Source organism: Mesobacillus sp. AQ2 (assembly GCF_030122805.1).
Classification (GTDB): domain Bacteria; phylum Bacillota; class Bacilli; order Bacillales; family Cytobacillaceae; genus Mesobacillus; species Mesobacillus oceanisediminis_A.
Map to the genome: position 1 here is coordinate 1,728,560 of NZ_CP126080.1, position 24,838 is coordinate 1,753,397.

Below are 24,838 nucleotides of genomic sequence, written 5' to 3' on the forward strand. Positions count from 1 at the left end.
GGATATGAAAGAAATTACAGCAAGTATGGCAGGAACGGTATTGAATGTGATGGTGGCAGCTGGGGATTCAATTACGGAAGGCCAGGAAGTGTTGATGCTCGAATCGATGAAGATGGAAATCCCTGTAGAAAGCCAGGGTGCTGGCACGGTAGCTGAAGTGAAAGTGAATATCGGAGACTTTGTTAACGAAGGCGATGTCCTGCTCGTACTAGAATAATAGCGCAGTTAAGATGCCGAAAGACTCTTATATCGAGTGAAAAGGCTGCATAAGGGTGCAATTTACGCCAAACTTGATCCTTAGGAAGAGGAAAGTGCCTTTATAATGGCCTGATCAAGGCTGAAATGTACCCTTTGACAGTTTCAAATAGGTTTTTTAGGAGGGGAACTATGACAACTGCAAAGACATTAACGGATACTTTACAGGAGAATGTCCAGCAAATTGAAGCTGGCGGCCACCAGAAATATCATGACAAGCTGGCTGAGCAAAATAAAATGTTCGTAAGGGATCGATTGAATCTTTTATTTGACGAGGGAGTCTACGAGGAAGATGGCAAGTTCGCCAATTTCCAGGCTGGGGACCTGCCTGCGGATGGCGTCGTGACAGCTATTGGCAAAATCGGCGGACAAACTGTTTGTGTCATGGCGAATGATTCGACAGTAAAAGCAGGTTCATGGGGTGCCAGGACGGTTGAGAAGATCATCAGAATCCAAGAAACAGCTGAAAAGCTGAAGGTTCCTTTATTGTATCTTGTCGACTCGGCAGGAGCCCGTATCACTGACCAGCTTGATATGTTCCCGAACAGAAGGGGAGCAGGAAAGATTTTTTATAATCAGGTAAAATTGTCCGGTGTGATCCCGCAAATCTGCCTTCTATTCGGACCTTCCGCAGCAGGAGGGGCATATATACCAGCGTTCTGCGATATCGTGATCATGGTGGACCAGAATGCATCGATGTATCTTGGATCCCCAAGGATGGCGGAAAAAGTCATTGGCGAAAAGGTCACATTGGAGGAAATGGGCGGCGCCCGGATGCACTGCTCTGTGAGCGGTGTAGGCGATATGCTTGTCTACAGTGAGCAAGAAGCCATTGAAGCAGCGAAGCGGTATGTGAGTTATTTCCCTGCAAATTTCCAGTCCAAAACAGCATTGATTGAAGGAGTTGCCCCAAAGGCAGGAAGAAGCCTGGAAGAGATTGTTCCATTGAATCAAAATGCACCTTTTGACATGTATGAAGGAATCGATGCCTTGATTGATGAGGGAAGTTTCTTTGAAATCAAAAAGCTGTTCGCCCCTGAAATCATAACCGGCCTTGCCCGCATTGACGGACGTGCGGTAGGAATCATCGCGAACCAGCCGAAGGTAAAAGGCGGAGTTTTATTCGTTGATTCTGCTGATAAGGCGGCGAAATTCATCACACTCTGCGATGCGTTCCATATTCCACTGCTGTTCCTTGCAGATGTTCCAGGCTTCATGATTGGCACTAAGGTCGAAAGAGCAGGAATCATCCGCCATGGTGCAAAGCTGATTGCGGCGATGAGTTCAGCCACCGTACCAAAAATCTCTGTTATTGTCCGAAAGGCATACGGTGCAGGCTTATATGCAATGGCAGGACCAGCATTCGAACCGGATTGCTGCATAGCGCTTCCTACTGCGCAAATTGCGGTCATGGGTCCTGAAGCAGCTGTAAATGCGGTGTATTCAAATAAAATCAATCAAATCGAAGACCCGAAAGAAAAAATCGCTTTTGTCCAGGAAAAGCATCAGGAATATAAAGAGAGCATTGACATTTATAAACTGGCTTCCGAACTGATCGTAGATGATATCGTCGCAGCGAACGATTTGAGGAATGCCCTGATCGATCGCTTCAAATTATATGAAACAAAGGACATGGAATTCAGTGTCAGGAAACACCCTGTCTATCCTGTATAAAAAATGAAACGGAGATCCTTGAGGGTCTCCGTTTCATTTTTGGACGTCTAGAAATTATATGAAAAATCCTTAATCCTTTCTTCCTAAGTGGCATTTGTTTCTGCTAAAATATGACTAAAGATCTTACTATTGATTACACATGTGATAGATTTTCAGGAGATGCACAAGTTGAGGGTGTGCTGACTCCTTCAATGAGGGGTTTTTATGAAGATAGCGATAATTGGCGGCGGTTCATTAGGTTTATTATTCTCCTATTACCTCGGAATCAAAAACGAAGTTTCCATCTATACGAGGACAAAAGAGCAAGCAGACCAAATCAACAAAAATGGAGTGCATCTTTTAAAAGGCGGCATAGCGCAGCCTCCGCTCAAGGTTTCGGCTGCGGCCATCCAGGATTGGCAAGGAAAAGAAGAGTTTACGGTTGTGGCAGTGAAGCAATATCAGCTCTCTGGACTAATGGATGAGCTCAAGGCGAATGCCCGAAGCAGCATTCTCTTTCTGCAAAACGGCTACGGCCATATAAAGCTGCTCTCGGAGATTACTGCGCCTGATATTTATATGGGAGCGGTCGAACATGGAGCAGTAAGGGCTAATGAATTTACAGTTCAGCATAATGGCATCGGAGTCACCAGAACTGCAGTATACCGCGGAGAAGCCCATCTTCTCAGAGAATTGTCGATGAATGCTCCTGATGACTTTCCAGTACACTTAGAATCTGATTATAAAGAGATGCTCATCAAGAAGCTGGTGGTCAATGCTGTCATCAATCCATTGACTGCAATCCTGAAAGTCAGGAATGGCGAGCTGATCGATAATCCCTTTTACTTTGAGATCTTCAAGCAAATGTTTGAGGAGTGTGCCCTTGTCCTTGGTCTGGAACATCGGGAAGAATACCTCCAGAACCTGATGACAGTATGCGCAAAAACAGCAGATAACCATTCGTCCATGTATAAGGATATTGAAAATGGCGGACAGACTGAGATTGATGCCATCCTAGGTTACTTGCTCGAATTATCAATAAGCAAAAATATCAAAGCTCCATTAATACATAACTATTATCATTGCATCAAGGGGAAGGAGCAAGAAAGGGAGGGAGCATGATGCCTGGATTCTTCTCCGCACTTGTTGCCGCATTGATCACAGTGCCTATAATTGGCTATCTCGCTGTGTTCATCATCACCAAACAAATCACGGGAAACCATCGTCGTTCTGTCAATCTGGCCATTGACTTCAGTACTTTTTTGCTAGTAATGTCTGTCCATTTTTTGATCCTAACCATTTGGGGAAAATCCTTTTTTTGGCTCATACTGATCATTTTATTTGGCTTGGCGGCTATATTCGTCTGGATCCATTGGCAATATAAAGAAGAAATCGTCCTGCCAAAGGTATTTAAGGGTTTTTGGCGGTTTAATTTTCTGCTTTTCAGTTCGGCTTATATCATCCTTGTGCTATTTGGATTGTATAAGCGACTGATGTTCCTGTTTGCTTGACCCGATGTTGGACCGTCTCTTCGAAGGTCCAGCATTTTTTGATTTCTGCAAACCGAACGTAGCAAAAGCCTGCTACACCGAAATTAACCAAGGGTAGGGCAGCTTCTATTCAAAAAAACCTTGATTTTAGAAATTTCGAAAGGCAAAGTTTTTTTCTTTTCAATTCAAACAATGCTATACTCATTACAGTGAAAATTGTTAACGAGAAAGGAAGTACGAGTTAATGGAGATGTTGAATCTCTCACTTCCGGCTGCGAACCGGTTTGCGACAGATTACCTTGCTGGGAGCCCTGAACTTCAGAGGTTCTTTCATTATAATTTTACAGACGAAAATTCATATATTCATCGCCTTGATGAATTGAAAAATAGAAGTTTCATGAGACAAGAACTTGCCGACCATATTCAGACATTCATGTCCAGATATGCGGAGTCTGATCGAATTGCTGAGAATATCGGGAAACTCAGGAAGGAAAACAGCGTTGCGGTTATCGGCGGCCAGCAGGCGGGTATCCTGACCGGGCCGCTTTATACGATCCATAAAGTGATTTCAATTATCAAGCTGGCTGAACAGAAAGAGCAGGAGCTTGGCGTCCCGGTGGTACCGGTATTTTGGATTGCGGGTGAAGACCATGACTACCAGGAAGTCAATCATGTTTATGTCATGAAGGACAACAGGCAGGAGAAATGGGTCTACCCGGAAAAGAATCTCGAGAAAAAAATGATTTCCGAAGTGTGTATCAACCGGGACCTGTGTTATTCCTGGGTTGAGGAAATCATTGAAACCTACGGCGAAACAAAACACACGAAAGAAGTATTATCCTTTGCCCTGGAATCCTTGAAGAAAGCGGAATCCTTCGTGGACTTTTTTGCCACGATCATTATGGAGCTTTTCAAGGATTCAGGCCTGCTGATTGTTGATTCAGGGAATAAAGAGCTGCGCAAGCTTGAAAAAGAATATTTTATCAATCAAATTAAAAATCATCGTGAAACCACTTCCGCAGTCCTTGGCCAGCAAGAAAAGACCAAAGCGGCAGGCTTTTCTAATATGATTGATATCAATGAAAATACGGCGAACCTGTTCTTTTATGATGAACAGGTAAATGAACGTATCTTGCTTCAATTTGACCCACAAAGTGGAGGGTTTGCAGGTAAAAATGGCGAAGTCAGCTTCACATATGATGAACTGATGGAGATTGCGAATGAGTTTCCGGAAAAACTCAGCAATAATGTCGTGACCCGTCCGTTAATGCAAGAATGGCTTTTCCCGACGCTTGCCTTCATTGGAGGTCCTGGAGAAATTGCCTACTGGGCAGAGCTGAAACTTGTCTTCGAGCATTTCGGTGTCCGGATGCCTCCGCTTGTCCCAAGACTGAATATCACCTTATTGGAAAGATCGATTGAATCTGACCTGAACGAATTGAAATTGGATCTAAAAGAAGTGTTGATTTCAGGCACAAGCGGACATGAACTAAAATTCATCGACTCACTGAAGGATCGGGAAGTAGAAGAGTTATTCGGTAAGGTTAAAGGGATGCTGTCAGATCAATATCATCTCATCCGTGAAAAATCAAACGGAATCGATCCGGTATTATTGCCAATGCTGCAAAAGAACGAATCAATCCTGCTGAATCAAATTAAGTTCATGGAGGATAAAATTGTAGAGGCAATCTGCCAAAAAAATGACCATATCCTTCGAAAGTTCTCTAGAGTGGAGAATGCACTAAGACCAGGCGGGGCGCCACAAGAAAGAGTATGGAATCCTTTCTATTACCTGAATAAGTATGGTTTGGAACTAGTTCCGGAATTATTAAAGCTGCAGTATAGGTTCGATGGAACCCATAAAATCATAAAACTATAAAATTGAGCTCCATCCTTTTCGGATGGGGCTTTTTTTCGTTCGGGGGTAGTTTCAAAATACGGGTGAAAGTGCAATTTTTACAGGTGTTGGTGCAATTATTTAGGGTGAAGGTTCAATTGTCGAGGGTGACAGTGCAATTATTTAGGGTGAAGGTTCAATTGTCGAGGGTGACAGTGCAATTACTATTACTATTGATTTCAGTGCAATTAATGGTTCCTGTTGTTCATTGGCAGTCTTCGATTGTCTATCAACTGGCAATTAAAAATATAAAAAAGTAAGAAATAACAAAGGAATTTGGGTTGGTGGAGAGAATATTTAAAATAAGGTGGTGAAAAGTGGGGGAATGTGGTACATTGTATTTAGAAAGTGGGGGTAGTGGCATGTTCATGGGTGAATACCATCATAATGTGGATAGCAAAGGACGATTGATCATCCCTGCCAAGGTCCGTGAAAATCTTGGAGAAATGTTCATTCTTACCCGTGGACTTGACCAGTGTTTATTTGGTTACCCCGTTTCTGAATGGTCAGTGATCGAAGAAAAACTTAAAGGACTTCCGCTGACTAAAAAAGATGCACGTGCATTTACCCGTTTTTTCTTTTCGGGTGCTACCGAGAGTGAAATTGACAAACAGGGGAGAGTCAATATTCCTTCCCCGCTGATGCAATACGCCAAGCTTGAGAAAGAATGTGTGATTTTAGGTGTTTCCAATCGAATTGAAATTTGGAGCAAAGCCATCTGGGAAGAATATTTCGCAGAATCTGAGGAATCTTTTGCTGAAATTGCGGAAAATATGATTGGATTTGATATTTAAGGGTAACATTATTCTGATATAATATTACCTGCTCCTCGATTGGAAAGGTGGATCATGATGTTCAAACATACAACAGTTTTACTGGAAGAAACAGTAGACGGGCTCAATATCAAGCCTGACGGTACATACGTGGATTGCACTCTCGGTGGCGCAGGCCACAGTGAATTGATTTTGTCCAGGCTTTCGGAAAAAGGAAAGCTATATGCATTTGACCAGGACGATGTCGCGATTGCAAATGCGAAAGAAAAGCTTGCAGCTTACGGCGACAGGCTGACAATCATTAAAAGTAATTTTCTTTATCTGCAGGACGAGCTTGAAAAATTGGGTGTAAAAGAAGTTGATGGGATTCTATATGATTTGGGAGTTTCCTCACCGCAGCTAGATACTCCGGAACGCGGCTTCAGCTACCACCACGATGCTCCGCTCGATATGCGGATGGACCAGGATGCAGCATTGTCCGCTTACGATGTCATTAATGAATGGCCATATGAAAAATTGGTCAAAATCTTTTTCCAGTACGGAGAAGAGAAATTCTCAAAACAAATTGCCCGCAAAATCGAGGCCGCAAGGGAAAACAAGCCGATTGAGACCACTAGTGAACTGGTCGAGTTGATTAAAGATGCAATTCCTGCACCTGCAAGGAGAAAAGGCGGCCATCCCGCCAAAAGGGTTTTCCAGGCAGTCAGGATCGCGGTAAATGATGAACTTGGTGTTTTTGAAAAGTCACTGGAGCAGGCAATCGAACTTTTATCCGTAGGAGGAAGGATCAGTGTCATCACCTTCCACTCACTCGAAGACAGGATTTGTAAGGTAACCTTGAAAAAAGCGAGCGAAACACCGCCGCTTCCACCAGGTCTGCCAATCATTCCGGATGAGTTTCAGCCTAAATTGAAGCTGATTACTAGAAAACCAATCCTTCCGTCCGAGGAAGAGCTCGAGTTCAATAACCGGGCAAGATCGGCAAAACTGCGGATAGCTGAAAAAGTAAAAAACTAAAAATAAAAATATAAAATTTTCAGGAGGGAAAATGATGAGCAATCTGGCTACAAAATTGCAGCAGGAACAGCAGCATCGTACAGTTCAGGCACCAGCAAAAGCACCGGTAAAAGCACCTGCGAAAAGAAATTCGATTTTAACGCCCGGTGAAAAAATCCTGATGTTTGTCTTCGGAGCAATCGTATGCTTCGGCGCAACATTCATGGTATCAAAACAGGCAGCCATTTATGAAGTCAACAAAGAAATCCAGATTATTGAAGGCGATATTCAGGAGCAGCAAAAGGTTAATAGTGACCTTGAAGTCCAGATTAGCGAATTAAGTACCTATGAAAGAATCAAAAAGGTGACAGAAAAGCTCGGCCTAACATTGAATGAAAACAATGTTAAAGGTGTGGAAAACTGATGATCAAGAAACAGCCAAATATGAATGCAGGAGCAGCGGTATTATTCGTAATATTCAGCCTGCTCTTTTTTATCTTGATTTTCAGGTTTGTCTCCATCCAGGTCACAGGTGAAGTTCATGGACAAGCACTGGCAGCAAGAGCGCAGCAGAAATATTCCAATGAGAAAGTCATCGAGGCTGTCAGAGGCACGATTTTTGACCGCAAAGGCGAAGTAGTTGCGGAAGACACCACTTCCTATACGCTCGTCGCCATCCTTGATGAATCGGTGACAACGAATAAAAAGAAGCCGAAACATGTTAAAGACCCGGCAAAAACAGCCGCTGTACTGGCGAAGTATATCGATATGAGCGAGTCGGATATATACAAGAGACTTACAAAAGATGGGGCATGGCAGGTTGAATTCGGAAAGGCCGGCCGTGATATTACCCACCAGACCAAGCGGGAAATAGAAGAGGAAAAGCTGCCGGGAATTACTTTTTTACGAGATTCAAAGCGATTCTATCCAAATGGTATATTTTCATCACATTTAGTGGGCTTTGTTGAGAATGAAGAAACAGAGGATCACAAAACATTTACTACTGGCAAGCTAGGTGTAGAAAAAACATTAAATGATGAATTGACTGGTGAAAATGGGTCGATTTCCTTTAAAAGTGATTTATGGGGTTTCCTTCTTCCAGGTGCAGAAGAAAAAGTAACTCCTGCAAAAGATGGCGATGATATTTACCTGACGATTGATAAAAAAATCCAGACTTTTGTTGAGGATGCCGTCGATCGAGTTGATAAGGAATATAAGCCTAAAAAAATTCTGGCTGTCGTTGCTGACCCTAAAACCGGCGAAATACTTGCAATGGCCCAGCGTCCTACATTCCACCCTACTACAAGGGATGGGTTAGATAAAAGCTGGCATAACGAGATTGTTGAAACACCGATCGAACCGGGATCGACGATGAAGATTTTTACATTAGCAGCGGCAATTGAGGAAAATAAGTGGAATCCAGGAGAATACTATAAATCTGGTTCCTATAAAGTTACTGAGAACTCGGTTCCTATTGGAGATCATAATAAGCGGCAGGGATGGGGAACGATTACTTATCTGGAAGGTATACAGCGATCCTCAAATGTTGCGGTTGCAAAGCTTGTTAATGAAAAAATCGGTACGGATAAATTCCGGGAATACTTGACTGAATTTGGTTTTGATCAGCCGACTGGCATTGACCTCCCAAACGAAGCTGTGGGTAAAATTCAGTATAAATGGCCAGTTGAAAAAGTAACGGTCTCTTATGGCCAGGGATCGACGTTTACACCTATTCAATTAATCCAGGCCGCATCCGCCGTTGCAAATGACGGCACCATGATGAAGCCTAAAGTAATTGATAAAATAGTTGACCCGAACACTGGTAAAATAGTGAAACAAACTGAACCCGAGGCAGTTGGCAAGCCGATATCAGCTGAAACAGCCAAAGAGGTTCGCGATGTACTTGAAACAGTTATTACCTCGGAGCATGGTACGGGTAAATCATATGCAATTGATGGTTATAAGATTGCCGGGAAAACAGGCACTGCCAACCTTACCGAAAATGGTAAATATCTTAATGGGCCTAGCGACTATCTATTCTCATTCCTCGGCATGGCTCCAAAAGATGATCCCAAGCTGATTGTGTACGTTGCGGTCCAACAGCCTGAAATTGACCACTATTTCAAAGGTTCGATTCCAACATCGATGATTTTCAAATCAGTGATGCAAAGCAGTCTTCAGTATCTGAATATAAAGCCTGCTTCCATGGAAAAGGCTGATTCAAGTTCTGTACCGGATGTAACCGGGATGGAAACTGGTGAAGCAAAGAAGCTGCTTGAGTCCAAAGGGTTTGAGACCGTAGTCATTGGTGATGGGAATCAGGTGGAAGAACAATTGCCAAACGCTGATATAGTCTCTCTAGAAGGAGAAAAAATCATTATAAAAGCTTCAGGCACCATGACATATCCGGATCTTACAGACTGGTCGCTAAGGGATGTCATGAAGCTCACCCAACTAACTGGGGTTAAGCTAAATAAAGCCGGTAGCGGATATGTGACAAAACAGAGCCTGAAACCAGGCTTGCCGATCAATGAAGGAGAAAATCTTATTGTTCAGCTCGAAACACCGCTGCAGCAATTCGAGAACTCCTTAAAAAAAGAAGATAGTGAGGAAACAGAGGAAGTTGGCGGCTGAGCCCTTCCTCTGTTTTTTTTTTGAGGACTGTTTGAAGCGATCAGATAAAACCAAACCGGGCAATCACGGAAATTGTCCGAAGCAGCCTCAGGTTCGGACAGCTTTTCAACGGTAAACGAGAAAGTTGTCCGAAGCAGCCTCAGGTTCGGACAGCTTTTCGTCGGTAAGCACAAAAGTTGTCCGAAGCAGCCACAAGTTCGGACAGCTTTTCGCGAGTAAGCACAAAAGTTGTCCGAAGCAGCCACAGGTTTGGACAGCTTTTCACTGGTAAGCACAAAAGTTGTCCGAAGCAGCTACAAGTTCGGACAGCTTTTCACTTGTAAGTACAAAAGTTGTCCGAAGCAGCCACAGGTTCGGACAGCTTTTCACGGGTAAGCACAAAAGTTGTCCGAAGCAGCCACAAGTTCGGACAGCTTTTCGCCTGAAAGCACAAAAACTGTCTGAAGTAGCCTCCAGTTCTGTCAGCTTTTCAACGGTAAGCACGAAAGTTGTCCGAAGCAGCCGCAAGTTCGGACAGCTTTTCGCGAGTAAGCACGAAAGTTGTCCGAAGTAACTTCAAGTTCAGCCAACCCCACCGCCATCAACCTCAAAATCCTCCCAAATCACCTCCAGATGACGTATCCATGCCAAGCTTGTCTCGACTTCTTGTTATATTCAAAATCGTACAAGCATATATTTGAACGAGTGTCATGGTTTTCAGCGGAACAATTTTAGGAGGAGGTTCGTTCAATATATGCGTGTATCAAATGTGACGGTCAGAAAAAGGCTGGCTCTCGTTCTTGTGATCGGGATTTTGGTGTTTTTTATCATAGATGTCCGGCTTGGCTATGTACAGTTCATGCTTGGGGATCTTTTGACAGGAAAGGCGAAGGACTCGTGGAGCAGGAATGTCCCGTTCGAACCTCAACGTGGAGAGATTACGGACAGGAATGGTGTAGCGCTGGCAACGAATATCAGTGCCCCGACTGTCTATGTGGTTCCTCGCCAGGTGAAGGATCCTGAGGCGGCTGCTGAATTATTGGCCAAGGCATTGGATATGCCGAAGGAAAAGGCCTTCCAGCATATCACTAAAAAAGCGATGATTGAGAGAATACCAGAGGGAAGGAAAATCTCACACGAAAAAGCGAAAGAAATCAGGGCGCTGGATATTAAAGGTGTTTATATTGGGGAAGATTCGAAACGTCATTATCCATATGGAAGCTATCTGTCCCATGTCCTCGGTTTTGCTGGGGTCGATAACCAGGGGTTGATGGGACTCGAGCTCTACTATGATAAGGAGTTAAAAGGGAAAAAGGGATCTGTGCAATTTTATGCTGACGCGAAACAGCAGCGGATGCATAATATGGCAGATGATTATGAGCCGCCGGTGGACGGGCTTGATCTGAAGCTGACGATCGACAGCCGGGTCCAGACAATTGTTGAGAGAGAATTGGATATTGCTCAGGCGAAATACAATCCGGATGGGATTATTGCGATCGCGATGAACCCTAAAAACGGGGAAATCCTGGCAATGTCCAGCAGACCGGATTTTGATCCTGCTAATTTCCGTAATGTAGCGCCTGAGGTCTATAACAGGAACTTGCCGATTTGGAGCACCTATGAACCCGGATCGACATTCAAGATTGTGACGCTCGCAGCTGCGCTTCAGGAAGGAAAGGTCGATCTGGAAAAGGATCACTTTCATGATTCAGGTTCCGTTGAGGTGGCGGGAGCGAGGATCCGCTGCTGGAAAAAGGGCGGCCATGGAAGCCAATCCTTCCTTGAAGTTGTCGAGAATTCATGCAACCCTGGATTTGTCGAGCTGGGGGATAGACTTGGAAAAGAAAAACTGTTCAAATATGTAAAGGATTTTGGATTTGGCGAAAAAACGGGAATTGACCTTCAGGGAGAGGGAAAGGGAATTCTTTTTAACCTGGATAGAGTGGGACCGATCGAACAGGCAACTACGGCATTCGGTCAGGGTGTATCAGTTACACCGATTCAGCAGGTTGCTGCGGTTTCAGCCGCGGTTAATGGCGGTATACTATATACACCGTATATTGCCAAAGAATTGAGTGATCCGATAACTGGGGAAATTGTGATGAGAAAGACACCTCAGGAGAAAAGAAGAGTCATTTCAGAAGAAACCTCGAAAGAAATCAGGCATGCGCTTGAAAGTGTCGTTGCGAAGGGCTCTGGTAAAAATGCATTTGTGGATTCGTACAGGGTTGGCGGCAAGACAGGTACCGCGCAAAAAGCAAAAGATGGACGTTATCTAGAAAATAACCATATCGTTTCCTTCATAGGCTTTGCACCTGCGGACGATCCGCAAATTGTAATCTATGTTGCTGTTGACAACCCAAAGGGCACCGTCCAGTTCGGCGGAGTTGTAGCCGCTCCGATTGTCGGGGATATCATGGAAGATAGCTTGAGGGCGATGGAGGTCCCGCCGAGAAAGGATCAAATCGAGAAAGAGCTCACATGGCTGGATACTCCAATGGTCGAGGTTCCTGACCTGATTGGCCTATCCAAGGCAGAACTAAGACAGCAATTGATCAATTTAAAACTGGATATCGCAGGAGATGGGGAGAAAGTGGTCAAACAGCTTCCTTCACCGGGTGTGAAAATCAAGGAAGGATCCACGATAAGGGTATATATGAATGATTGACCCGGATACGGTGTTTTAGGAAACAGTCGATAGCAGGAGGCGGCGGCAGGATCAATATCCGCCGCTGCTTTTGCATGCTGACCCCAATTAAACTCTTATCTATAACTCTCTTTTGGCTCATAGTGTTGCTTTTCGATTCCGAGACGCTTTCAGAGATGTTGCTGAATGGGAAATGCTTAAAGATTGTAAAAAGCCATCGATAAAAAGGGCTTGTACTTTTCACCTCAACAATGGCTAATTTCAGCCTAATCATGTAAAATAAGAGTCGCCATGTTGTTTGAGAGGATTTGATATTTATGAAACTACACGAATTGATCGGTTATTTGCACCCATTCGTGGATTACAAGGGAGAAAATCCCGAGATTACTTCAATTGAAAATGATAACCGCCGAGTGAATCCGGGAAGTTTATTCATATGCATTAAAGGCTATACAGTTGATGGCCATGATTTTGCAGAGGCGGCCGTAAAAAATGGCGCGGCAGCTGTTCTTGCTGAGCGCGAGCTTCCTGTAAATGTACCGGTGATTGTTGTGAAGGACACCATGCGGGCGATGGCGGTCCTGGCCGATGTTTTTTACGGGCAGCCGAGCCAGAAGCTACATATGGTAGGGATTACAGGGACGAACGGAAAAACGACGACGAGCCATATTATTGAAAAGATTTTCAAAGATTCAGGACAAAAAACCGGTTTGATCGGGACGATGTACACAAAGATCGGTGAACAAACCTTTGAAGTGAAGAATACCACTCCGGAGAGTCTGACACTCCAGAAGACGTTCAGGAAAATGGTCGATGAACAGGTCGAGACGGCTGTGATGGAGGTCTCCTCACATGCACTCGTATATGGACGTGTTCATGGTACAGACTATAATGTTGCAGTTTTTACGAATTTGACCCAGGACCATCTCGATTACCATAAAACCATGGAAGAATACAAGAAGGCAAAAGGCTTGTTGTTTTCGCAGCTTGGAAATGCCTTTAACCATGAGAACCCGAAATTTGCTGTATTGAATGCAGATGATCCTGCTAGCGAGGAATTCGCGATGCTGACAACTGCTCATTTATTGACCTATGGGATTGACAATCATGCCGACTTGCAGGCAACCAATATCTCCATGACTGCCAGCGGAACATCATTTGATTTAGTCAGCCCGTTTGGTGAAAGGAAGGTAAATATTCAGCTGATCGGCAAGTTCAGCATCTACAATGTTCTAGCGAGCATTGGAGCTGCCCTTGTATCCGGAATTTCTCTGGAGGCTATCATTGATTCTGTTGAAAGTGTTAAAGGGGTTTCAGGAAGGTTTGAAGTGGTTGATGCAGGACAGGATTTCTCTGTCATTGTAGACTATGCCCACACACCGGACAGTCTTGAGAACGTCCTTAAGACCGTGCAGCAATTTGGGCAAAAGAGAATTTTTTGTGTGGTTGGCTGCGGCGGGGATCGCGACCGCACAAAACGTCCGCTCATGGCGAAGATTGCATGCCAGTATTCTACGGATGCCATCTTTACCTCTGATAACCCGCGCAGTGAGGATCCAGCAGAAATCATCAAGGATATGGAAGAAGGAGTCTTGGGTGAAGTTTATACTTCGATCATCGACAGAAAAGAAGCGATCCAGCATGCCATCAAAAATGCCGATGCTGGCGATGTGATCCTGATTGCCGGAAAGGGACATGAAACGTATCAGCAAATCGGAGACAGAACGTTTGACTTTGATGACAGGATTGTAGCGCGCGAGGCGATAGAGGAGAGGTAATATGCTGACATACCAGGATGTTTCGAGACTGTTTTCGAAGGTGAGTGGAATAAAAGAAGAAAAGATCCGCTTTCACACTGTAAGCAGCCAGGCAGGAGCCAAACAGCCAAAGGGGCTGTTTGTTCCGATATCCGAAGAATCCGGAACTTTACAGGAAGCGATTTCGAACGGTGCCGTGGCAGCGCTATGGCCTGAGGGAGTGCAGGTTCCTTCATATGCTCCCAATCACTTCCCGATTTTTTATGCACAAGATAATTTGAAAGGCTTAGAGGAAATCATGAATTCATACTATAACTATTTGACACAACACGAAGAAACCAGGGAAAGAACGAAATTCATTTTCCCTGACAAAGGACTTCTTAATGAAGCGGATGAAACATATGATATAGCTGTGATGGCCGAAAAAATCAATGGATTTGGCGGCAATATAAGCAAGGCAGGTGAGGAATAATGCTGGAGCAAGTTATCTTTTTCACAATATTGATGGGTTTTCTAATAACAGTCTTGCTTTCGCCAGTATTTATTCCTTTCCTGAGAAGGCTTAAATTCGGCCAGAGCATCAGAGAGGAAGGACCTAAATCACACCAGAAAAAAACAGGGACTCCTACAATGGGCGGTGTCATGATTCTAATTTCAATCACAATCACGACACTTGTTATGACAGGAAAATTCTCGCAGCCTAGTGTGGAAACCTATCTTTTGCTATTTGTCACTTTAGGGTTCGGGCTCCTAGGTTTCATGGATGATTTTATCAAGGTAGTCATGAAGCGGAATCTTGGTTTGACGTCCAAGCAAAAATTGCTTGGGCAAATTATTATTTCCGTTATCTTTTTCTTTATTTTTAACCAAAGTGAATTTTCAACAGTAGTCAGTATCCCGTTAACCGATCTTTCTTTTGATCTCGGTTGGGGATATGCGCTGTTCATTATTTTTTGGATGGTCGGTTTTTCAAATGCAGTTAACCTGACGGACGGGCTTGACGGGCTGGTTTCCGGTACAGCAGCAATTGCATTTGGTGCCTTTGCTGTCCTGGCCTGGAATCAATCGCAATATGAGCTGTCGATTTTTTCTGTCGCAGTTGTAGGAGCTGTTCTAGGTTTTCTAGTATTCAATGCACACCCTGCGAAAGTGTTCATGGGTGACACTGGTTCACTTGCACTGGGTGGTGCCATTGCAACTGTGGCAATCCTGGCGAAGCTTGAGATTATCCTGATCATCATTGGCGGAATCTTCGTCATCGAAACATTGTCAGTGATCCTTCAGGTTATTTCATTCAAGACAACAGGAAAAAGGATTTTCCGGATGAGTCCGCTTCACCACCACTATGAATTGATTGGCTGGTCGGAATGGCGAGTTGTTGTGACATTCTGGACTGTCGGCCTGCTTTTCGCAATCCTTGGAATTTATATTGAGGTGTGGATTTAGATGAAACATATTAAAACCTATCAACATAAAAAAATTCTTGTACTTGGCCTTGCCAAGAGCGGAGTCAGCGCAGCTGCTCTGCTACATAAATTAGGCGCTTTCGTTACAGTTAATGACAGCAAGCCATTATCGGAAAATCCTGAAGCACAGGGGCTGCTTGAACAGGGAATCAAAGTGGTCTGCGGAAGCCACCCGATTGAATTGATGGATGAAGGATTCGAACTGGTCGTCAAGAACCCAGGGATTCCGTATTTCAATCCAATGATCCAAAAGGCAGAAGAAAACGGGATACCGATCATTACCGAGGTTGAGCTGGCCTACCAGATATCAGAGGCACCACTTGTGGGGATTACTGGAACAAACGGGAAAACCACGACAACAACCTTGATTTTTGAAATGCTCGAAGCCGGTAAAAAACAACCGCTGATTGCCGGGAATATCGGTACAGTTGCATCGGGTGTTGCCCAGGAAGCAACAGAGGAAAATACGATTGTCATTGAGCTTTCCTCTTTTCAATTAATGGGTATCGACACATTCAAGCCGAAGATTGCCGTGATTACCAATTTGTACGATGCGCATCTTGATTATCATGGTACAAGGAAAGATTATATTGCAGCGAAAGCGTTGATTACGAAAAACCAGACGGAAGAGGATTACTTCATCGTAAATGCTGACCAGGAAGAAGTGATGGCTATTGCCCGTACTTCAAAAGCAAAAATCGTTCCTTTTTCAACGAAAAAAGTACTGGACAGCGGGGCTTATGTGAAGGATGGCTGGGTTTGCTTCAATGGTGAGCAGATTATCGATACAAAGGATATTGTATTGCCGGGCAAGCATAATCTGGAGAACATCTTATCGGCTGTGGCTGCGACGCTGCTCTCAGGAGGAGACCAAGAAGCGATTATCAAAGTGCTAACATCTTTTGCAGGCGTAAAGCACAGGCTTCAATATGTCGGCAATATCGCCGGCCGGAAATTTTATAATGACTCAAAAGCAACGAATATACTGGCAACTGAAAATGCCCTGGTGGCTTTTGATGATCCAATCGTATTGCTTGCAGGCGGTCTGGACAGAGGGAATTCCTTTGATCAACTTATCCCCTCTTTAAAAAACGTCAAAGTATTGATTACTTTTGGGGAAACTGCTGAAAAAGTGGGACAGGCTGGGCAGGAGGCAGGAATAAAAACAATTCTTCGCGTCGATAATGTGGAAAAGGCCGTTCCCGTGGCGTTCGAACATTCAGTACCCGGAGATGTTATCCTGCTCTCACCGGCATGTGCCAGCTGGGATCAATATAAAACTTTTGAAGTCAGGGGAGACATGTTTATCGAGGCCGTGCATAAGCTTAAGTAAGGGCTTGTCTTGAACAACATGACTCAGGTTGCCTGGCCTCATGCAGGCTGGATGGGAAGCGGCATATGAGCCCTAAATCATACAGCCGAGGTGTATTGCTTTGCCAACGAAAAAATCGACTCCAGACATATTCCTGATGATTGTGACCTTTGCGCTTTTGACTGTGGGACTGATCATGGTATACAGCGCAAGTGCTGTCTGGGCAGACTATAAGTTCAATGACTCTTTCTTTTTTGCGAAACGGCAAATGCTGTTTGCGGGAGTGGGAATCATCGCGATGTTTTTTATCATGAATATTGACTACTGGACGTGGCGGACATGGTCTAAGGTGATCCTGATTGTCTGTTTTGTCCTGTTGATCCTTGTATTGATCCCTGGGGTCGGGAATGTACGGAATGGGTCGAGGAGCTGGATTGGTGTCGGCGCCTTTTCGGTCCAGCCTTCCGAATTCATGAAGCTTGCGATGATTGCTTTTCTTGCAAAGTTTTTGTCGGAGAACCAGAAGGCAATCACCTCTTTTAAAAAAGGTCTTGTGCCATCACTGGGACTTGTCTTTTTGGCATTTGGCCTGATTATGCTGCAGCCGGATCTGGGTACTGGAACAGTTATGGTCGGTACTTCAGTTGTCATCATTTTTATTGCCGGAGCAAGAATCAGTCATTTCGTGGGACTTGGTCTCCTGGGTGTTGCGGGTTTTGTCGGCCTGATTGCCTCTGCGCCTTACAGGATCAAACGGATCACATCCTTTCTTGACCCATGGCAGGACCCCCTTGGAAGCGGTTTTCAAATGATTCAATCACTCTATGCTATTGGGCCTGGAGGATTGTTCGGACTGGGGCTGGGACAAAGCCGGCAAAAGTTCTTTTATCTCCCGGAACCACAGACAGATTTTATCTTTGCGATTCTGGCTGAAGAACTCGGATTCATTGGAGGATCATTGATTCTACTCTTATTCTCTTTACTCCTCTGGCGGGGCATCAGGATTGCGCTCGGAGCACCCGATTTATTCGGTACATTTCTTGCGACCGGGATCATCGCGATGATTGCCATCCAGGTCATGATCAATATCGGGGTTGTTACGGGCCTTATGCCTGTAACGGGAATAACACTTCCTTTCCTCAGCTACGGAGGATCTTCCCTGACATTGATGCTGATGGCAGTTGGAGTGCTGTTGAATATCAGCCGCCACTCAAGGTATTGAGCTATACACACGATAAAGACCCTGATTCCAGGGTCTTTTGTTTGTTATTATCTTCCTATAGGAATACCTGATTTTACGGTTAGTGTATCAAGACCGAAAAAGAATCCTGGAAATTCGGACATGAACGATGAATATGTTAGGAATATGCCTTTGTTCATGCTATATTACATTTAAATAACAATATCTTTAAAATCAGTTCTGCAGTTTAGAATATAGTAGAATAGGGTAAAACCGGGGAGTGCCTTTTTTATGGGCACTTTTGACGATTATTTCTGTCATTTCGCTCGGAACTGCTGCTGGAAGCGGTGGTAAAATGCGTGATTGACAGCAATTAAAAAAAGAGATAAGTTGCTGAGGTGTGGAAAATGAAGATTGCAGTTAGCGGCGGTGGTACAGGAGGACATATTTATCCTGCGCTTGCACTAATCAGGAAGATTCAAAAAAAGGATGAGAAGGTTGAGTTTCTATACATAGGAACAGAAAAGGGCCTCGAAAGCAAGCTCGTGCCGAGGGAGAATATCCCTTTTAAGTCAATACATATCACAGGCTTTAAACGGAAACTTTCTTTTGAAAATGTAAAAACGGTGCTGCGATTCCTGAAGGGCGTAAGAGATAGTAAAAAAATGCTTAAGGAATTCAACCCTGATGTCGTCATCGGGACAGGTGGCTATGTGTGTGGCCCGGTTGTCTATGCAGCGGCCAAAATGGGCATACCAACAATTGTCCATGAACAAAATAGCGTACCAGGTTTGACCAATAAATTCCTGAGCAGGTACGTTGATAAGGTTGCCATCTGCTTCGAGGAGGCAAGGCAGTTTTTCCCGGAACAAAAAGTCGAATTGACAGGCAATCCCCGCGCGTCTGAAGTTTTGGGACAGGATGGAATCAAGGGGAGACTGTCTGCGGGCCTTAAACTTAAGGTGCCGACTGTGCTGATCTTTGGCGGGAGCAGAGGTGCCAGGCCGATTAATGAGGCGGTCGTCAAAAGTCTGACAGAATTAAGCAGTAAACCATATCAAGTATTATATGTAACTGGTGATGTTCATTTCGAAGAAGTCCAGAAAGAAGTGGAACTGGTTGGAAATCCAGAAAACGTGATTATCAAGCCATTCATACACAATATGCCTGAAGTGCTGTCCGGTGTGGATTTGACGGTAGCAAGGGCTGGAGCGACTACACTTGCTGAACTGACATCACTCGGAATACCAAGCATACTGATTCCCAGCCCATATGTAACAGACAACCACCAGGAAAAGAATGCACGGGCTTTGAGTGAGAACGGAGCAGCACGCCTGCTGCTTGAAAAAGACCTGACCGGGCCAAAGCTGGTAGAGAGTATTGACCAGATTCTCGGGCATGAACAGAAACTGGCTGATATGAAGAAAGCAGCAAAGAAACTCGGCATACCAGATGCTGCCCAAAGGCTCTATCGTTTGATGGAGGAACTGGCGGCAAAGTAGCCTATAGGGCTGGAGCTGCATAAACTGGTTGAATAAAGGCTGTATCGTGAAAGGAAGGTAATTTATGAAGGATCTGGCTATCAAACTTAGAGAAATGAATATCGGATCGGTAAAGGAAAACGAGCCGCTCGCGAACCATACATCAATGAAAATTGGCGGTCCCGCAGACTTACTAATTGAGCCTTCGTCAATAGAAAATCTGAAAAAGGCAGTGGAAGCCATCAAGGAATCTGGAGTCAAATTGACGGTGATCGGCAGGGGGTCAAATCTCCTTGTATCGGACAAAGGGATTGAAGGCGCAGTTATCAAACTTGGCTCTGGGCTGGATGACCTGGAGATTGAAGGAACAAGAGTCACCGCTGGGGGTGGCCTTTCACTTGTTAACTTTGCGATCACCATCAGCCGTAAAGGGCTTTCCGGACTCGAATTCGCCGGCGGCATCCCTGGCTCGATCGGAGGCGCTGTATATATGAACGCAGGCGCCCACGGTTCAGACATCTCCAAAATCCTTGAGAAAGCATATGTTCTATTCGAGGATGGCTCCCTGGAGTGGCTTTCGAATGAAGAAATGAAGTTTTCTTACCGGACTTCCGTCCTCCAAAAGGAGCGTCCTGGAATCGTCGTAGCTGCAGTATTCCAGCTGAAGGCAGGAAACAAGGAGGAAATCGTAGCAGAACTTCAGAAAAATAAGGATTATCGCAAAGAGACCCAGCCATACAATTATCCAAGCTGCGGCAGTGTTTTCAGGAATCCCCTTCCTGACCATGCTGGTAATTTAATTGAAAAATCGGGCTTGAAGGGCCATCAAATCGGCGGTGCACAAATCTCCGAGCTCCATGCAAACTTCATTGTGAATAAAGGCAGCGCCAAAGCTGAGGATGTACTCGGCCTGATTCAGCATGTTAAGGATACAGTCCTGGATTTACATGGTGTGAAAATGGAGACAGAGGTAGAAATTATCGGACGGAAATAGCAGGAAATTGATTCAGGCTGTCAAATTTTATGCTATAATATGACATTAGATTAGGATGCAGAGACGGCATGGTAATACATCGTGCCGTTGGTCTTTCTACCCATAATGATGGACAAGACACCTTCCTGATGATGTACGATAAATGATGGCTTTAACCTGCAAGACCGTATTGATAGATGTTATCTTTTAAGGAATGGGTTCAGCCGATTAAAGAGGGGATTGAAAATGGATAAGGGTAAAATCGTCTCAATTGAAGACCGGATTCCTAAGCTGAAACATCAAAGGAGGAAGAAGGCCAATCGCAGGCTGATCATGCTGCTTGCTTTATTTTTCATTTTGATTGCAGGTATTATTTATTTCCAGTCGCCACTTAGTAAGGTGAAGGAGATTACCGTTTCGGGAAACCATTCGTATACCTCTGAACAAATCGTCGAAAAAAGCGGGCTGTCACTTGAATTTAATATCTGGAAGGTCAACAGGGGCGAGATTGAAAAGAAGCTTGAAAAAATCGAGGAAATCGAAAATGCGACTGTCAATGTCAAACTACCGAATACAGTGGGAATCAAGGTCGAGGAGTACGACAGGCTTGCATACATATCAAAAGGAAAGAGTTTCTACCCGGTCCTTGAAAACGGGCATATACTCGGGAAGAAGCAAATTGAAGAAATCCCTGTCAACGCACCAATCCTGATCGGTTTTAAAGAAGGAAAAGTGTTGGACGAAATGCTGGCATCCCTGGAAGAATTGCCTGAGGTGGTCATCAATTCAATCTCTGAAATTCACTCGAAGCCGGTGAAGACAGACAAATATTTAATTAAGCTCTATATGAACGATGGCTTTGAAGTGAATGCGACACTCAGGACTTTCTCAGAAAAAATGGCTCATTATCCGTCCATAGTCAGCCAGCTTGACCCTGAAAAAAAGGGTGTAATCGATCTTGAGGTTGGCTCTTATTTTAAAGCATATGAAGCAGAGGAAGCTGAGGAAGTTGAAATTGAACAAGAAAATGAACAGTAACCGAGTAGTTCTTTCAATCGTTTTCCTGGTTCTCGGCTTCATGGTCGCTTTTTCATTCCGTGTCACCCAGAATGACAGCGACAAAGGCAAGAGATTGACGGACAGGCAGTGGGAGCAGCATATCAGCCTGAGGAATCAGTTGATCGAACAAGAAGAAAAAAACCGGGAACTGCAAAAAGAGTTGAATTCCAAGCAGGAGAAGGTAAGGGAAATTGAAACAAGCCTGTCCAAGGAAGCGCAAGTATTTTTCAACATGGCTGAAGACGCTGAAAAATATCGGATGTTTCTCGGAAAGGTAAAGGTCAGTGGTAAAGGTGTGAAAGTAACTCTTGCTGATGGTGAGTACGATCCAGATGAAGAGAATATCAATAATTATCTTGTCCATGAACATCATGTTTTCAAGGTGATTAACGAACTCTACATTTCAGGAGCAGCAGCGGTCGCTGTGAATGGGCAGAGAATAGCGCATAATTCTTATATTTTGTGTACTGGCCCGGTTATCACTGTGGATGGCTACCAGCATCCTGCCCCTTTTGAAATCACTGCGATAGGTGACCCCGATGTCCTTTCCTCCGCGTTAAATATTACCGGTGGGGTAAAAGACCAGCTAGTGAATGACCAGATTGTTTTTTCATTGGAAAAAAAGTCGGAAATAGCGATGGAGCCAATCCTTGGAAATTAAAGCAGGTCATCTCTCTTTCCGATATATTGCATGAAGAGATGATTTCGGCAAGTTAAAATGAAAAGGCCTTATAGAAAGCAAGGTGAAAAACAATGGGCCGACCTAAAAATCTCAGCTTCAGCTTGATCGCTGCTATTATTGGATTAATGGTCGCCATTCAGTTTCAAACCGTCAGGGAACCAGAAGTCCGGGATACACGTGACACATGGCAGCTTCGGGAAGATTTAATGAAAGAGAAGGAATTGCAATCAAGGCTGCTTCTCGAGATCAGGTCGAACGAAGAAAAAATCACCAAGTATGAAACTGAACGGCAGCAAAGCAAAGAAGAAGTGCTCCGTGAAACACTCGCTGAATTGAAAGATGAAGCCGGCCTGGAAGAGGTTAAGGGTCCTGGTCTCTCCCTGTCGATTGAGCCTGCGTTCAATCTGATAGTCGAAGGAGACAATCCTCCTTCGGTGTCTCCTGACCTGCTAAAGAGGCTCTTGAATGAATTGAATATGTATGGAGCAAAACATGTTTCAGTTGATGGTGAGAGGGTCATCAATACAACCGTCATCCGGGATATTAACAGGGTGACGAAAATAAACAACCATTCCCTGAACCGGTTTCCCATTGAGGTGAAGGTCATTACAGAGAATGGGGATACAGCTGAAAAATTATACAACCGGATGAAGGTTTCTACGGTTGCCGAGGACTTCTTCATTGATAATCTGGAAGTTAAGGTAAACAGGCCCGTGGGAGACCTGATCATTCCTGCTTATCAGGATACGATCAGGATCAGATACATGGAATCTGCTAAAACAGAAAAAGGGGGAGGCAACGGATAATGTGGCTTCCAATAATGGGCTTGATAATCGGTGCCATCATAGGCTTGTTGACCGATATCCGTATCCCTGAAGAGTATTCAAATTATTTATCCATCGCGATCCTTGCAGCCCTCGATACATTGTTTGGCGGGATTCGTGCCCAGCTTCAAAATATCTACGATGAAAAAGTTTTTGTTTCAGGTTTCTTTTTTAATATAATATTGGCAGCAAGTTTAGCTTTTCTAGGTGTTCATCTTGGTGTAGACTTGTATTTAGCAGCAGTTTTTGCCTTTGGGGTAAGGCTGTTCCAGAATATAGCGGTCATCAGAAGAATAATATTGACAAAATGGTCAACGACAAGTGAAAAGTAGAAAAAAAAATGATATTTTAAAAGGGAAATATTTAATTGTGACGAATAAAGTAATGTAATTAAAAAAGAAACGCAATTAGATAACAGAGTGGAAATTGTTGTTCAAACATTAGGAATTGTTGAAGGAGGTGCCACAGAATGAACAGCAATGATATATATGTCAGTCTTGACATCGGTACATCCAGTGTTAAGGTTATCATTGGGGAAATGGTTAATGACACGTTGAATATAATTGGTGTTGGCAATGTGAAGTCCGAAGGTTTAAGGAAGGGCTCCATTGTTGATATAGATGAAACCGTTCATTCTATTAAAAGGGCAATTGAACAGGCTGAAAGAATGATAGGTTTGAAGATTAACCAGGTGATTGTAGGTGTCACCGGCAATCATGTTTCACTTTTGCCATGCCATGGCGTGGTTGCGGTTTCCAGCGACAATCGCGAAATTACAAATGAGGATGTAGCGAGAGTCATTGATGCTGCACAGGTGGTATCGATCCCGCCTGAGCGAGAGATAATAGACGTGATTCCAAAGCAATTTATCGTTGACGGTCTTGATGAGATCAATGATCCAAGAGGCATGATCGGTGTCAGGCTTGAAATGGAAGGTACGATCATTACTGGATCAAAGACAATCTTACATAATACTCTTCGTTGTGTTGAGCGTGCTGGACTTGAAATTGTAGATATTGGCCTTCAGCCGCTTGCTGCAGGTGCATTCGCACTTTCAAAGGATGAAAAGAATATGGGTGTCGCGATGATTGACATCGGCGGCGGTTCATCAACAGTCGCTGTTTTTGAAAACGGGCACTTAAGGGGTACATCTGTTATACCGGTTGGAGGAGACCATATTACCAAGGACTTGTCCATCGGATTGCGCACAACGACCGAAGAAGCGGATCAATTGAAATTAAAGCACGGACATGCTTTTTACGACCATGCTTCAGAGGACGAGGTATTTGAAGTATCAATTATCGGCAGTGACCAGCAGCAGCAGTTCAACCAGCTGGAAGTAGCCGATATCATTGAAGCGAGAATGGAAGAAATCTTCTCCCTTGTCCAGGATGAGTTGAAACATATGAACATCAGGGACCTGCCTGGCGGGTTTGTCCTTACAGGGGGAACAGCCAATATGCAGGGAGTCCTGGAGCTAGCGCAGGATATCTTCCAAAGCAGGGTAAGGATAGCCATTCCGGACTATATTGGCGTCAGGGAACCTCAATATACGACTGCCGTTGGTTTGATACAATTTGCTTATAGAAACGCAAAATTAAAAGGGAAGAAAATGGAAGCAGCTTTTAGCGAATTAGAACCGAAAGAAAAGAGAGTTCAAAAACAGCCGCATCCAAAATCGAAGCCTGAGAAACAGCCTGAAGAAAAAGTCACCACAAGAATGAAAAAATTTCTTGGCTACTTTTTTGAATAATCAGAGCTAACAGGAAATCGACGAATT

22 protein-coding genes are annotated in these 24,838 nt (G+C 44.2%); all 22 read left to right on the top strand.

Going from position 1 to position 24,838, the window contains the following annotated elements; translation table 11 throughout:
• Window positions 1-4 precede the first annotated feature (4 nt).
• The 22 genes from QNH36_RS08565 to ftsA all read left to right on the top strand — a co-directional run bounded on the left by QNH36_RS08565 (window position 5) and on the right by ftsA (window position 24,811).
• Complete coding sequence (locus tag QNH36_RS08565; RefSeq protein WP_144474783.1) at window positions 5-217, top strand: acetyl-CoA carboxylase biotin carboxyl carrier protein subunit; 213 nt, start codon at window positions 5-7, stop codon at window positions 215-217.
• 170 nt (window positions 218-387) lie between these two features.
• Window positions 388-1,929, top strand: a complete 1,542-nt coding sequence (locus QNH36_RS08570) for an acyl-CoA carboxylase subunit beta (protein WP_251542127.1) — start codon at window positions 388-390, stop codon at window positions 1,927-1,929.
• A 204-nt stretch (window positions 1,930-2,133) separates the two neighbouring features.
• Window positions 2,134-3,030, top strand: coding sequence for a 2-dehydropantoate 2-reductase (locus QNH36_RS08575; protein WP_251542126.1), 897 nt, complete (start codon window positions 2,134-2,136; stop codon window positions 3,028-3,030).
• Entirely contained in the window at window positions 3,027-3,419 is a 393-nt protein-coding gene (locus QNH36_RS08580; RefSeq protein WP_349654843.1) for a DUF3397 domain-containing protein, read from the top strand. The genes QNH36_RS08575 and QNH36_RS08580 overlap by 4 nt, the downstream gene beginning before the upstream one ends.
• Window positions 3,420-3,642: 223 nt before the next feature.
• On the top strand, window positions 3,643-5,277 hold the full coding sequence (bshC, locus tag QNH36_RS08585) for a bacillithiol biosynthesis cysteine-adding enzyme BshC (protein ID WP_251542125.1): 1,635 nt from the start codon (window positions 3,643-3,645) through the stop codon (window positions 5,275-5,277).
• 380 nt (window positions 5,278-5,657) lie between these two features.
• Complete coding sequence (mraZ, locus tag QNH36_RS08590) at window positions 5,658-6,089, top strand: division/cell wall cluster transcriptional repressor MraZ (protein WP_102262102.1); 432 nt, start codon at window positions 5,658-5,660, stop codon at window positions 6,087-6,089.
• Between the two features lie 57 nt (window positions 6,090-6,146).
• Window positions 6,147-7,085, top strand: coding sequence for a 16S rRNA (cytosine(1402)-N(4))-methyltransferase RsmH (rsmH, locus tag QNH36_RS08595; RefSeq protein ID WP_144474997.1), 939 nt, complete (start codon window positions 6,147-6,149; stop codon window positions 7,083-7,085).
• Between the two features lie 31 nt (window positions 7,086-7,116).
• Complete coding sequence (ftsL, locus tag QNH36_RS08600; protein ID WP_349654844.1) at window positions 7,117-7,488, top strand: cell division protein FtsL; 372 nt, start codon at window positions 7,117-7,119, stop codon at window positions 7,486-7,488.
• Window positions 7,488-9,698 (top strand): penicillin-binding protein, encoded by a 2,211-nt coding sequence (locus tag QNH36_RS08605; protein ID WP_251542122.1) that lies wholly within the window; start codon window positions 7,488-7,490, stop codon window positions 9,696-9,698. Before ftsL ends, QNH36_RS08605 begins: the two co-directional genes overlap by 1 nt.
• Window positions 9,699-10,431: 733 nt before the next feature.
• Window positions 10,432-12,345, top strand: a complete 1,914-nt coding sequence (locus QNH36_RS08610; RefSeq protein WP_144474788.1) for a stage V sporulation protein D — start codon at window positions 10,432-10,434, stop codon at window positions 12,343-12,345.
• A gap of 296 nt (window positions 12,346-12,641) precedes the next feature.
• A complete protein-coding gene (locus QNH36_RS08615) occupies window positions 12,642-14,102 on the top strand; it encodes a UDP-N-acetylmuramoyl-L-alanyl-D-glutamate--2,6-diaminopimelate ligase (protein WP_144474789.1) in 1,461 nt (486 codons plus the stop codon).
• A gap of 1 nt (window position 14,103) precedes the next feature.
• On the top strand, window positions 14,104-14,553 hold the full coding sequence (locus QNH36_RS08620; protein WP_144474790.1) for a hypothetical protein: 450 nt from the start codon (window positions 14,104-14,106) through the stop codon (window positions 14,551-14,553).
• Window positions 14,553-15,527 carry a phospho-N-acetylmuramoyl-pentapeptide-transferase gene (gene mraY, locus QNH36_RS08625; RefSeq protein WP_144474791.1) on the top strand — a complete coding sequence of 325 codons (975 nt, stop codon included), beginning with the start codon at window positions 14,553-14,555 and terminating at the stop codon, window positions 15,525-15,527. The genes QNH36_RS08620 and mraY overlap by 1 nt, the downstream gene beginning before the upstream one ends.
• Complete coding sequence (gene murD / locus QNH36_RS08630; protein WP_144474792.1) at window positions 15,528-16,880, top strand: UDP-N-acetylmuramoyl-L-alanine--D-glutamate ligase; 1,353 nt, start codon at window positions 15,528-15,530, stop codon at window positions 16,878-16,880. It abuts the gene before it with no gap.
• A gap of 100 nt (window positions 16,881-16,980) precedes the next feature.
• A complete protein-coding gene (gene spoVE / locus QNH36_RS08635) occupies window positions 16,981-18,081 on the top strand; it encodes a stage V sporulation protein E (protein WP_144474793.1) in 1,101 nt (366 codons plus the stop codon).
• Between the two features lie 365 nt (window positions 18,082-18,446).
• Complete coding sequence (gene murG, locus QNH36_RS08640) at window positions 18,447-19,541, top strand: undecaprenyldiphospho-muramoylpentapeptide beta-N-acetylglucosaminyltransferase (protein ID WP_283905041.1); 1,095 nt, start codon at window positions 18,447-18,449, stop codon at window positions 19,539-19,541.
• A gap of 64 nt (window positions 19,542-19,605) precedes the next feature.
• Entirely contained in the window at window positions 19,606-20,514 is a 909-nt protein-coding gene (murB, locus tag QNH36_RS08645; RefSeq protein ID WP_144474795.1) for a UDP-N-acetylmuramate dehydrogenase, read from the top strand.
• A gap of 225 nt (window positions 20,515-20,739) precedes the next feature.
• Complete coding sequence (locus QNH36_RS08650) at window positions 20,740-21,531, top strand: cell division protein FtsQ/DivIB (protein WP_144474796.1); 792 nt, start codon at window positions 20,740-20,742, stop codon at window positions 21,529-21,531.
• Complete coding sequence (locus QNH36_RS08655; protein WP_144474999.1) at window positions 21,479-22,213, top strand: DUF881 domain-containing protein; 735 nt, start codon at window positions 21,479-21,481, stop codon at window positions 22,211-22,213. Before QNH36_RS08650 ends, QNH36_RS08655 begins: the two co-directional genes overlap by 53 nt.
• Window positions 22,214-22,305: 92 nt before the next feature.
• Window positions 22,306-23,040, top strand: coding sequence for a DUF881 domain-containing protein (locus tag QNH36_RS08660; RefSeq protein ID WP_144474797.1), 735 nt, complete (start codon window positions 22,306-22,308; stop codon window positions 23,038-23,040).
• Window positions 23,040-23,390, top strand: coding sequence for a small basic family protein (locus tag QNH36_RS08665; RefSeq protein ID WP_144474798.1), 351 nt, complete (start codon window positions 23,040-23,042; stop codon window positions 23,388-23,390). The genes QNH36_RS08660 and QNH36_RS08665 overlap by 1 nt, the downstream gene beginning before the upstream one ends.
• Before the next feature lie 137 nt (window positions 23,391-23,527).
• Window positions 23,528-24,811, top strand: a complete 1,284-nt coding sequence (gene ftsA / locus QNH36_RS08670; RefSeq protein ID WP_144474799.1) for a cell division protein FtsA — start codon at window positions 23,528-23,530, stop codon at window positions 24,809-24,811.
• The last annotated feature ends 27 nt before the right edge of the window (window positions 24,812-24,838 follow it).